Source organism: Micromonospora sp. NPDC051296, from assembly GCF_040682255.1.
GTDB lineage: Bacteria > Actinomycetota > Actinomycetes > Mycobacteriales > Micromonosporaceae > Micromonospora > Micromonospora craterilacus.
This window is the reverse complement of the sequence record NZ_JBFBAO010000022.1, coordinates 22,010-33,363: the sequence shown is the minus strand read 5'-3', so window position 1 is coordinate 33,363 and position 11,354 is coordinate 22,010. Positions and strand designations below refer to the sequence as shown.

12 protein-coding genes are annotated in these 11,354 nt (G+C 68.7%); 8 read left to right on the top strand and 4 right to left on the bottom strand.

Annotated features, from left to right (window positions below; translation table 11 throughout):
• The 3 genes from AB0M52_RS04465 to AB0M52_RS04455 all read right to left on the bottom strand — a co-directional run.
• Positions 1–1,855 (bottom strand): hypothetical protein (locus AB0M52_RS04465; RefSeq protein ID WP_363948776.1); only part of this gene is annotated, 1,855 nt, incomplete at its 3' end.
• A complete protein-coding gene (locus AB0M52_RS04460) occupies positions 1,852–2,112 on the bottom strand; it encodes a hypothetical protein (RefSeq protein WP_363948774.1) in 261 nt (86 codons plus the stop codon). The genes AB0M52_RS04465 and AB0M52_RS04460, both read right to left, overlap by 4 nt.
• Positions 2,109–2,513 (bottom strand): DivIVA domain-containing protein, encoded by a 405-nt coding sequence (locus AB0M52_RS04455; RefSeq protein WP_363948772.1) that lies wholly within the window; start codon positions 2,511–2,513, stop codon positions 2,109–2,111. Before AB0M52_RS04455 ends, AB0M52_RS04460 begins: the two co-directional genes overlap by 4 nt.
• 356 nt (positions 2,514–2,869) lie before the next feature.
• Between AB0M52_RS04455 and AB0M52_RS04450 the strand changes: the two genes are divergently transcribed.
• The 8 genes from AB0M52_RS04450 (at position 2,870) to AB0M52_RS04415 (ending at position 7,799) form a co-directional block, all read left to right on the top strand.
• Positions 2,870–3,748 carry a helix-turn-helix transcriptional regulator gene (locus AB0M52_RS04450; protein WP_363948770.1) on the top strand — a complete coding sequence of 293 codons (879 nt, stop codon included), beginning with the start codon at positions 2,870–2,872 and terminating at the stop codon, positions 3,746–3,748.
• On the top strand, positions 3,741–3,953 hold the full coding sequence (locus tag AB0M52_RS04445; protein WP_363948768.1) for a DUF397 domain-containing protein: 213 nt from the start codon (positions 3,741–3,743) through the stop codon (positions 3,951–3,953). Before AB0M52_RS04450 ends, AB0M52_RS04445 begins: the two co-directional genes overlap by 8 nt.
• Positions 3,954–4,259: 306 nt before the next feature.
• Positions 4,260–4,520: a hypothetical protein gene (locus tag AB0M52_RS04440; protein WP_363948765.1), complete on the top strand. Its 261-nt coding sequence runs from the start codon at positions 4,260–4,262 to the stop codon at positions 4,518–4,520.
• 16 nt (positions 4,521–4,536) lie between these two features.
• Positions 4,537–5,175: a hypothetical protein gene (locus AB0M52_RS04435; protein ID WP_363948762.1), complete on the top strand. Its 639-nt coding sequence runs from the start codon at positions 4,537–4,539 to the stop codon at positions 5,173–5,175.
• Entirely contained in the window at positions 5,172–5,819 is a 648-nt protein-coding gene (locus AB0M52_RS04430) for a hypothetical protein (protein ID WP_363948759.1), read from the top strand. The genes AB0M52_RS04435 and AB0M52_RS04430 overlap by 4 nt, the downstream gene beginning before the upstream one ends.
• A 115-nt stretch (positions 5,820–5,934) precedes the next feature.
• Positions 5,935–6,273, top strand: a complete 339-nt coding sequence (locus tag AB0M52_RS04425; protein ID WP_363948757.1) for a hypothetical protein — start codon at positions 5,935–5,937, stop codon at positions 6,271–6,273.
• On the top strand, positions 6,270–6,671 hold the full coding sequence (locus AB0M52_RS04420; RefSeq protein ID WP_363948754.1) for a hypothetical protein: 402 nt from the start codon (positions 6,270–6,272) through the stop codon (positions 6,669–6,671). The genes AB0M52_RS04425 and AB0M52_RS04420 overlap by 4 nt, the downstream gene beginning before the upstream one ends.
• Positions 6,672–6,740: 69 nt before the next feature.
• On the top strand, positions 6,741–7,799 hold the full coding sequence (locus tag AB0M52_RS04415) for a hypothetical protein (protein ID WP_363948752.1): 1,059 nt from the start codon (positions 6,741–6,743) through the stop codon (positions 7,797–7,799).
• 32 nt (positions 7,800–7,831) lie between these two features.
• Here the strand turns inward: AB0M52_RS04415 and pglX are convergent, their stop codons facing one another.
• Positions 7,832–11,284, bottom strand: a complete 3,453-nt coding sequence (gene pglX, locus AB0M52_RS04410; RefSeq protein ID WP_363948780.1) for a BREX-2 system adenine-specific DNA-methyltransferase PglX — start codon at positions 11,282–11,284, stop codon at positions 7,832–7,834.
• Positions 11,285–11,354 lie beyond the last annotated feature (70 nt).

Here is an 11,354-nt window from a genome sequence, read left to right as displayed (position 1 = left end):
GGTCCGGCAGCGGCGGCGAGGGGGCCGTCTGCGGGGTGGGCACCGGCTGGTCCGGCTCCCGGGGCACGGTGGCGAGCAGGTGGCTGTCCAGATACTCGACGCACCGGGCCACGGCCAGCTCGACGCTGGGACAGAAGGCGAACTCCGCCCCGATCTCCACGCCCCGGGGCGCAAGCCGCACGTCCCACCGCTCACCCTGGATCTTCGTCGGGTCACCCGCGTCGAGCCAGTGGTCGCAGTAGGTCAGCACGGCGGTCAGGTCGAGGGCGTGGGCGAGCCGCAGCAGGTCGGTCAGCGGGGGCGTGTCCGGCGCGGCGGCCAGCACGAACAGCCGGGCCCCGGGCAGGCCGGCACCGATCCGCTCGACGTGCTGGCGGGCCGGCTCGACGGCGGAGTCGAAGACGGTCACCGTCCCGTCGAGCAGATCCTGGTCGACCGGCTGCTCCTCGTCGAGACGGGTCAGGTCGGCCGGCCGTACCCCGAAGGCGGTGGCGTGGCGGCCCAGCCGCCAGTGCCTGCCCAGCTGGTGCACCGGCGTGCCGTTGGGCTGCTGCCCGACCACCGGCGCAGGCTCGCCCGCGACGGGCCGCCAGGTTTCGTGGCTGACCTGGCGCAGGTCGGTCACCGTCACCGCGACCGCCGCCGGAAGCCGGCCGCCGCCCTTGCAGGTGGAGCAGCGCATGACCGATGGGGCGAAGCCAGCACCGGAGCAGTCCGGGCACTGCGGATCGGCCCCCCGGCTGCCGATCCGGCAGTCACAGCGGCACAGCCGAGTGCCGGGCCGGCAGTCCGGGCAGGGCCGATGCCCGATCGGCTCGCCCCACCACGCCGGGCCGGGTGGTTCGGTGACGCGGCGCACCGTCTCCCGCACGTACCGGGCGATCTGGCCGGTGTCCCGCTCGTGCAGTTCCTCCACGCTGCCGGCCGGGCACAGCGGCGTGTGCCACCAGCGCCCGTCCCGCCAGATCGCCTGGGCCCCGGGCGCGGCGCCGGCCAGGTCCGCGTGAACCGCCTGGGAGAGCCGGTCCAGATCCACCCGCAGCGGTACGCCGACACTCGGCTCCGCCCGCACCGTGTACGCGGGTGCGTGCCGCCCCCGTTCGTCGAGCAACAGCATGGCGCTGGCCACCGTGGTGCCGGCGACCGCCGCCGCCAGGTCGGCGGGACCACCGCAGTGTTCCTCGGCCAGCACCGGCGAGCCGGGCAGCTCGTAGCGGATCTGCCAGTTCAGCGAGCCATACCGGCGGCGGGCGTCCACCACCAGATCGAGATGCAGCAGGTCCGCCAGCCCACAGAGTCGCGCCAGCTCGCGCCCCGGATCGGGCGGTGGTGGCAGCTCGCTGCCCCGCCCGACGTAGACCCACCACGGGTCGTAGTCACGTCCGACCAGGGCCGCCGCCTCCAGCATCCCCCGCTGCCGCGGCGGCAGGTCGGGCCGCCACGTTTTCGGAAACCAGACCAGCGTGTCGTCCATCTCCCGCCGCCCCCAGCGCGGCCGCAACCCGCGTACCCCGACGACGTCGGCCAGCTCGGTCACGACCGACCGGGCCCGCAGCACCCGGTCGGCGTCGACCGGCGGCACCCCGCCCGGCACCAACCGCCGCGACGCCGCCGCCCCGGTGTCCAGGTTGACCACGGTCACCACGAGCTGTGCCCGCCGCCGCCCACCCCGCCCACACCGATGACACGCCTCGACCACGCTGCCGTCCCCGCCGCAGACCTGACAATCGGCGTACGCCTCGTCGCGGTACTCGCCCCCGTCCACCACGAACCGGTCACCGCCGTCCGTGCAGGAGCACCGCCGCACCACGAAGCCCAGACCGGAACACTCGGCACAGTCGACCACCATGCTCATCGCCGCCCACCACCCAACCGGCGCGCACACGCACCATCGTGGTCGGCCCGCAGCAGGCACCGCCCGCCGGTCGCCAGCCGCAGATCGCAGAAGACCCGATGGCGTACGCCCTGCTCGTCCTCGGCAGACACGGTGGTCTCCCCCGGGTCGGTCTGCGGCAGCACCAGCGCCCAGCGGGCCACCACCCGGGCCAGCCGCTGCGCGTCGAGCAGGTCGGGCGCGACCACCGGCAGATGCACGATGTACCGCCCGCTCACCGGTGGTGTCCCTGGTTCGCCTGCTCCCGGTGGGCCGGCGCGTCGTCACCTGGCCGGTGGTTGATGCCGGCCTGCCGCGCCTGGGCCTGCTCGGACTGCCACCGCCGCAGCGCCTCCCTGACCCGGGCCGCCTCCCGGTCGGCCACCGCCACCTGCCGGTAGGCGGCCTCCAGGTCACCGGCCACCCGGTCGAGGAACTCGGCCACCTCCACCGGGTCGTAGCCACGCCGCCCCAGCCGGAACCGCCGCTCCCGCACCTGCCACGGCCGCAACGGCTGATACGTCGCCCCGCGATAGCAGGTGCCGGTACGGGCACGGCTCCGCTCGCCGCGCTGATTGCCGCGCCGCGCGCTGCGGCTGGTGTCGTGCCGGCCGGCGCGCCGCCGGAATGGGATGCGCATGACAGACCTCGCTCTCGTTGGCGTAGGCGATGTGGACGGCGGGTCCGTCGGCCGCCGCGCACCGACGGACCCGCCCGGCACCTGCCACCGCAGCCCTCCTCGGCAGTACGACAACAGGGCAGACATGGCCTCTGAGCAGGACTTCCACAGTGGCCGCGTGGAGAGTGAAGCATCGGTGAGGATGAAATGCAACGTCTAACGAACGATGCTTGATTGACGATGACTGCACAGCGAACACGCGCGGTGAAATGTCTATTGTTTCTGATACATCATGGCTGTTTAATCACACAGAGACACGTCGACAATGGCCACGACAGCGGAGGCACGGAGTGTCACAGGCGGTAACCGGAACGACCATGCTGCGACGACAGATCGGCCGGAAGCTCGAAGCCCTACGTCGAACGGCGGGCCTCACCATGGAGCAGGCCGCCGAGGACCTGGACCGGGCTCGGGCAACGCTGCACCGCATCGAGAACGGCGCCGAGAACGTCCGGTTCCGCGCCGCCGACGTCAAGGAAATGCTCAACCTCTACGGGGCCTCGGCCGAGGACGCCGAGTTGCTGCTGGCGATGACCGCCGCCACTCGTGAGAACAAGAACTGGTGGCACGACTACATCGGCTCCGGTCTGCCGCGCTGGTTCCAGCTCTACATCGGACTGGAGGCTGCCGCTACGAAGATCCGCAAGTACCAGCCCGAACTGGTTCCGGGCCTACTTCAGACACGCGCCTACGCCGCGCAGGTCTTTCAGGTACCCGGAGGAGCGATCGACGTAGAGGATAGCGAGGAGCAAGAGCGGGCCATCCAGCTTCGGATCGAGCGGCAAGCCCTGCTGACCCGGTTCGCCGCGCCGCAACTTAGCGTGATACTTAACGAAGCGGTGTTGCGGCGCCCGGTCGGTGACGCCACGGTCATGGCTGAACAGCTGAGCCAGATCCTCAAGGCAACAGCGCTACCGAACGTAACCGTGCGGGTGCTGACTTTTTCTGCCGGACTTCACGCTGGCGCCATGTCCGGAGCCTTCTCAATCATGGAGTTCCCGGAAGACAGCAGCGGCAAGGAGGTGGAGCCGCCGGTGGCTTACCTGGAGTCTGCGACCGGCGCGATCTACCTCGACAAGCCGCACGAGACGGCCGCCTACAACACCATCTGGGCCGACATGACAAGCCGCGCACTCAACGAGGCTCAGTCAAAGAGCATGATCAACCAAGTCGCAGAGGAGTACTCCCGTGCCTGACCTGACCGGCGCTATCTGGCGCAAGTCCACCCGCAGCAACAATGGCGGCGACTGCGTCGAGGTGGCCGACAACCTGCCCGGCGTCGTGGGGTTGCGCGACAGCAAGGATCCGAACGGTCCGGTCCTCGCATTCAACCCGGCGGCATGGACCGCCTTCGTCGCTCGCGTGAAGCAGGAGATGTCCGGGAGCCGAGCCTGCCAGTAGCCCGACTCCTGGCAAGCAACTCCCGGGGGCGCGACCCATAGCCTCGGAAGAGCGGGCGCTGCCTTCCCACTTGTGCGGCCCTCACACCCGTCCCTGCCTGCTCGGCGTGATTTCACAGAGAAATATTTATGTCTGTGTGAAATCACGCTCGACCGGCACATCACATCCTGCAGCTCACTCACCGCTACTCACCCGGCACTGAGCTGTCTCCGCGTTGACCGATGAGCGACCGAGGGCTGACGGACCGTACATGATCCGGTACGGTCGCTGCGAACATGCTCGATGCCCACGGGAGGAGTCGTCGCGGTGGCGTCGATTGAGGAGATCAAGGCCGGCATCAACCGATTCGGTCAGCAGACCCAGCAGAGCGTCGTCCAACTCCGCGCCGTGCACGACTCGCTGGAGCAGAGCCTGGCGCTGTTGCAGGCCGTCACCGCCGGCACTAACCACCCTGCGGTCGGCCAGGCGATCAGCCAGATCGAGCAGGTCAAGGCGAAGCTCAACGAGGCTTCCCAGCTCGCGATGGGCGCGATCGACACGACCAAGCGGTACGCCGCCGGCTTCTGACACCCGAGGGGTCCCCATGCCACGCGTCATCGTCCCCGTCGGCCTTTCCATGGGTCCTCGCTACCGCTACGTGCGACCACCGGACCCGATCCCCGAGTGCTACGAGATCCACCTCGGGGACGACCTGATCGAGCTGACTGAGACCGAGGCCGCCGTCTGGGCAGCGGCCTTCGTGGACGCCGAGCGCCACGCCAAGCTCGATGTAAACCGCGAGTCCCTGATCCGGATGTTGGAGACCGCCCCGAACCCGGAGCCCCAGGCCACCCGGCTGGTCGACAGCCTGATCGCCCGCGGCCTGCTCGTCGAGTTCGACACCGACGGCGACCTCGAACCCGTCTTCCGCCGCCACAAGCTCCTCCCCCTGGCGGAGGGCCTCGGTTCCACCCCCGAAGAACCACACCTCCACCGCATCGGCCACGCCGGCCAGCCCAAGATCGCCGTGCCGGTGCAGGTCTACTCGCAGTGGTCGTATGCCTTCCTGCATCCGAATGTCTGGGAGGCATGCGTGTACTACGCAGACGAGTCCGAGGAACGGGAGGAGGGCGAGGACGTGCTCGGCCTAACCCCGCACGAGGTCGCTCGGGACACCGCCCTGAACCTTCCGCTGATGGTCACCACAGGCTGCGCATTCCTGGACCCCGTCGTCGTGTCATGAGATACGGGCGCAAGAGGCGTAGAGAGCAGAAGAAGGAGCGGCCGTTCGCGCGGCGGTTGAAGTACGAGAGCGCCAAAGAGGCGCTCGGCAAGCTGGTTGAGTGGGGCGGCGCGGGCCTGGGCATGCTGGCCGGCCTCGCGGGCGCCAAGTACGGGATGCCCGTGTCGCCGGCCGTCGCCTCGACTGGCGGAGCGATCATCGGCGGGATGGTGGGTTCCCAAGGCAAGGCGCTCGTCGTGGCCGGTATCGATCACCTTCGGGAACGGCGCGATCAGAGAAGGGCTGCCGTATCAGCGGGTGGGTCTCATCGGGCGTTGCAGCGGCCCACCCGCAGCAACGGCACGAGCGAAAGCCGTCCGGTGCGACAACCGCGAGGAGGCTCGGCCAGCATCGCCGGGCAGGTGATCGGTGGGCTCGACAACGTGGTGGCTCAGCTCAACCGGGCATCGCGGCAGCTCGCCGAGATTCACCGAACGATGTGGGCGAGCCAGAACGCGCTGAGCGCGGTCCTCGCCGGCGGTCGACCGGAGGTGGTTCGTGCCGTCGACGCGCAACTGTCCACGGCCAGAGGCAACGTGCACGACTCGTCCGGCATGCTCATCAACAGTGCGGACGGCATCAACGGCTACCGCGCCAGCATCTGACGGACCGCAACGGCTCACCGCACGGTTGATCGCGCTGCCCGGCAGGGCACTCCTGGCGGCGCAGAGAGCGCGTGATCGCCCTGCGGCCGCGTGGCGGTGTGTTGACGCTCTATCGATGCGGCACCAGGAGGGCGCGGTGGATTCGAAGGAGTTAAGGGAGCGGGCGCAGGCGCTGCGCGCCGCCGGCAAGACGCCCAAGCAGATCGCCAGCGGTCTCGGCGTCACCCGCGCGGTGGTCACCCGGCTGGCACGCGGCGTCGACGTCGTACGGCCGGGGCGCGTGCACCCGTCGGAGCTGCCGCTGCTGGGCTGCTGGATCAGCCGGCAGTGGAGCAACGGCCTGAGCATCGCCGACCGGCCCGAGAGCTGGGTCGATGACGCCGAGTTGCCGCCGATTGCCATGGGCGCCGGGCTGGTCAGCCTCCTGGTCGCCCGCGCAGAAACAGCGCGGTGACCGTCTGCGGTTTCCTGGTCGACACGTACTGTCTCGGGGTCAAGAACGCGGTGCCGCCGACAACCATAGAGCCGGAGGAACTGCGGTACTTCGTAGCGGACTTCTTCGAGGCATACGACGACGGACCGGTCGAGGCGCCGATCGACCTTGCCCGCCACCTGGTCCTCGGTGCCGTCGACTACGCAGAGAGCCTCGGTTTCGAGCCGCATCGTGACTTCTACAGCGCCGCGCCATACCTCGGGGCCGGGGAACCACCGAGCCGGGTCACGTTCGGCCTGAACGGCACGCCGTACTTCCAGCAGGGTCCGCACGACAACTCCGACCGGATCATCCGCACCCTCGACCGATCAGTCCGCCCCGGCAACTACCACGCCACCGTTGTCTCATCGGCGCATTGACGCCAGCCGTTGACGACAGCTCCACGCACGGTACAGTCCCCACCACGCAAGGTTGAGGGGGACAACCGAATGGCGACGCATCCCGGCAAAGGCCAGCAGCAGGTGACGTCCGCTCGCCGGGGCGGGCGGCACTGGGTCGTCACGGCCGTCGGCATGCCGGCGCTGTTCGCGTTCGGACTGCTCGCCTACCACCTCGCCGAGCGGTCCGACACGTGCGTCGCAGAGCACGGCCCGGAGTCGACTGACAGGATCGACGGCGTCACCGGCCCCTGCTATCCGGTCATGATGTGGGCAGGCACCATCTCGCTCGCCTACATCGCCGCCTTCGCGGCCACCATCATCGTGGGATTGGTCCTCGGAGTCGTCGACGGCAGGCGGCGTCGCCGCTTCGCGTACGGCCGCTGGGTGTGCGCCGTCGTGGTCGGACTCACCGGGCCGTGGGCGCTGGCGGCGTACGCTCTCAGTTTCGGGCTCGGCCGGCTGCTACCCGCCTATCGTCCACCCGCGCGCCGGCTGCCCCCGGCTGCGGTGGCCCTCCAACAAGGCTGGATCGAGGCGATTCACCTCTACCAGCGGCTCGCTGCGGGAGCGCCACCGCCGACTCTGGTCGCGCCCGGCTTCATCGGGCCCGGCCTGGTCTACCTGGACGCCCCCTGTACCTACTCCCGCTTCTACGGCACCACCGTCGCCTATGGACAGAGCAGCACCTTCGCCTACGGCTCACCGGCGGTCGTCGCCGGTGCGATGGTCGGCGACCTCATCGGCAACAGCATCGCCCGGTCCCGCGCCGCGGGCATGGCACAAGCGCAGTGGCGGGAGTTCGCCTACGCACGAGTCATCGTCACGGAAACGACCACCTGGTGTTGCCTTGGCGGTCGGTGGCTGGCGTTCGACCATCACGCGGCGATGGAGTACTCCATCGCCGGCCAGAACGTGGTCCTGACCTTCGCCGAGGTGGAGCCGCTGCGGCTGTCCGGCCCGTCCGTCTGGTGCCACGCCGTCATGTTCGCCTACGCCCGGTACGGTCCCGGCCAGTGGCAGCAGGCCCCGTTCCTGCACCCGCTACGCGAGGCGGTGCACACCCTCGCCAACCCGAGTCCCGGTCTTCGGCACATGAAACACACCTGATCACGGCCAACATGGATTTGGCTAGACGGGCATCAGTGAAGCTCCGGCACTCCCCGCAGCAGGGTCAGAGCCGACCGGTCGGAGCTGAGCTGGGACAGCTCGGCGTTGATGAAGTCGGTGAAGAACTCGGCGGGTGAGCCGGGGAAGCCCAGATGCTCGCCGGAGTGCCACTGGTGCAGCCACGGCTCGATCTCGGCCAGCCCGGCAAGCAGCGGCAGCAGCCGGTGCGCCGGCCACGCCTCTTGCGTCTTGCGGTCCAAGTAGACGGTGGCCAGCGCCTGCGCCTGCGCCAGGTGGTCCCACCCGGCCCAGCCAAGCAGCTCACTGCCGTCGCTGTCCCGACCCGCCCCCGGGTACGAGACAAAGCGTTCCTTCGGCACGTCCAGCTTGCCCCGTGCCTTCCAGTACGACGCCCGTACGAAGTCCGCCGAGCTGTACTTCGGCGGCACCTCGATGGTGACCTTCTCCCCAGCGTCCTCCCGGCGCTGCAACGCCCACGTCCGCTCCCACTGCGCCCGCTTGCGCAGCCCGGCCGGCTTGTAGCGCTGCGCCGGCAGGTACGGCACGTGCTCGTCAGCGATCAGTTGGCCGAGGGTACGCGTCAGGTCGTAGTTGTCGTGCCCGACCCACAGCTCCAGCACCGCCCGGAAATCCTGGTCCCCGCCGACCCGGTCGGCGAGCTGCGCCACCGACAGCGGCGCCGGCTGCCCACCCCAAAGCTCCGGGGCCTCCAACCGATCGAGTAGCCAGTCCCGCAATGCGACCGACTGCATCTTCTCCCACCCGTCGGTCGACCAGCGCCGCTTGCACTCCGGCCGCTCGATCAACCCGATGTGCCGATTGGAGCCGATCACCGCGATCCGCCGCTCCACCAGCGCCCGGTACTCCGCCGGCCAGCCCCCCTTGGGCCGGTCGATCGGCTTGGACCCGTGCCGGTTGAACCACTCGGTCTGCGCGCCGCTGGTATGCAACACGATCTCGAAGGCCCGCTCCCCCAGCGCCAACTCCGGCGGGTCGGCGCAGGCGAGATCATCATCGATCAACCCGTAGAGCCGGTAGACCTCCCAGTCCAACTCCTCCTGCACCGCGATCATCCGCGCCCGCACCGAGTGGTACTCCGCCTCAGCCTCCGCGAGCCGCTGCCGACTCGGCACCCCCGACCCCGCCACCGCCGCCGGCGTCAAGCCGGCGAGCCGCTGCGCCAGCTGATCGAGTTCCCGAGCCCGCCCCAACGGGTACGCCGAAGGCAACGGAAACCGCTGCAGTTTCGTTGCGTTAAACTGGTAAAACCGCTCCCATTCTTGGCTCTTGAAGCCTTCGTTAATACCCTGACCGCCCTTGTTGTGGCTCACCTGCTTCAGCCAGAAGCACCCGGTCGAGCTGTTCAGCAGTCCAAGCGGCCGAAAGTGATCGTCCTCCGTTGCCCCTTCTGGAAGCTTGATGACTGGCGCGGTCTGCTTAAAGACGTTCCCACCCCGGTCCAATACAAAGTGGTTGTGGGTTGCCACCTCTGCAAACGCAATCGACAGCGGCACTCGGTATCGCTTGGCAAAAAACATCGAGTACTCGAACCATTTGAGGCCACGTTCGAGCTGGGTCTCCCCGTAGGCTATCCGGTCAGCAAGGATGGCCTTCATCGGCCAGAGGAACTTGAGCACCGCTGGTGTGCTGGTCGCCTCGAAGGTCTGCTCGCGGTAGGGCCAGAGAGACATCACCGGATCACTGATCGCCCAGTCCCGGCTAGCCTCGCCCTCAACGATTGAACGCATCTGATCAGCCGAAACATTTGCTCGCCGTAGTGCCCCGACCCCCACCATGTAGGCGCTGTCCTCGCGGGTCACCGCACCGAACCCGATCTCCGCGATCGTACCGGCAAGAGTGCCAGGCAGGTCAGTTAGCTGTTGCATCAAACCAACCGCGCCGCCGCCCGTAAGGCTCCACGGGTGGCCACCAAATTGCGCACGTTCCAGGTCTACTGTCGTCACCCACGCCGATTCCGAAGCGGGACTGTCGATCTGTTGGACGATCGCCTGCCACACGAACCCGCTCTCGACAGGACTCGGCTTCGCAGGCTCTCCCTGAATCCCGAGGACCGCCCGCACCACCGCTGCCCGGCGGCGCTTGTTCGCCCGTCCGACGAGAATCACGGTCGGAGTGCCGTGGTGGGGGATGTAGGCGCCAGAGGTGTCGATTACCTCGGTGAGTTCGACCTCGTGGGCAAAGTAGTCTTCGATGAGCTTCTTGCCGAATTCGCGTTTCATGAAAGCATTGCCGGTGATCTGACCGATACGGCCGGCGCCCTCACCGTGCTCATCCGACCACTTGGCTAGGTCGAAGAAGCGCTTCGCGAACGGCACGGTCAGCGCGTACTGGCGGTGGCAGACCGTGGGGTAGATGCTGCGGTAGAGCTTGTTGCGGGCCGGGTCGGAGACGGTGATGTAGGGCGGGTTGCCGACCACCACCGTGTACTGGTTTTCCCGCAGATACTCCGCGAGCAGGTCCGCGTCTTCGCTCTCGTACGCGAAAACCTCCCGGCCCTCGATGGCGGCCAGCAGGTCGCCTTGGGCTCGGGAGCTGAATGCGCCCCATTGCAGCAGGGAGTCGCCGGTCGCTACCCGGACCGGGAAGGCCGGGGTCCGTTCCAGTCTGGTCAGCTCGCAGGCTTTCATCGCGGCGATGAGCAGCCGAAAACGGGCGATGGCCACCGCGAAGGCGTTGATGTCGACGCCGGTGACCTGGCCGAGTGCCCGTTCGGCGAGGATCCGCACGTCGGTGCCGGGCTCGCGGTCGCGCCACTTCGCCAGCAGCCGGTGGAAGGCGCCGAGCAGGAAGTGGCCGGAGCCGCAGGTCGGGTCGATGACGCTGGTCTCGGCGAGCCCGAACTCCTTGACCGCCGGCTCGAAGGTGCGGTCGAGGATGAATTCTTCGACGAACTCGGGCGTCTGCAACAGCGCGTACGTCTTCTTCGCGTGCGCCGACAACTCCTGATAGAGGTCGCCCAGGAAGCGGGTGTTCAGGTCCGCGCGGCGCAGCGACACGGCACCGGCGCCCCGGCGGAAGAAGTCGCTGAGGTCTTCGGCGGCGGGACCGGAGATGGCGAAGCGCCAAACCGGATTGTGCCGGTCGAAGATCTTGCCGGTGGCGCGCAGCTCGGCCAGATAGCGGAAGGCTTCGCGCAGCCAGTGCCGGTCGTTGTGCCGGGGGTTGGCGATCAGGTACGCCTGCCGGTGCTGCACCGCCTGCTCGGCCGGCGCGGCCGGGTCGGCGCCGCCGATCCAGAGCCCCTCGACGAGGTCGTTGTCCTCGCAGAAGCGGACGAACACGCAGCCGAGCACCCAGGCCACCGCCGCCTGGTCGAGCACGTCCTCCAGCCAGGTCTCGAAGCTGGCCCCGACCCGCTCGTCGGCCTGCGCCTTGGCGTACTCCTGGCGCAGCTCGGCGCGCAAGCCCGGCGTCTCCGCGACGTGCCCGCGCAGATCTTCCACCAGGGTTTTGACCTGCGCTTGCAGTGCCTTCAGCTCGATCACCGCTAGATCCTAAGGTCTGCCGCTCGCG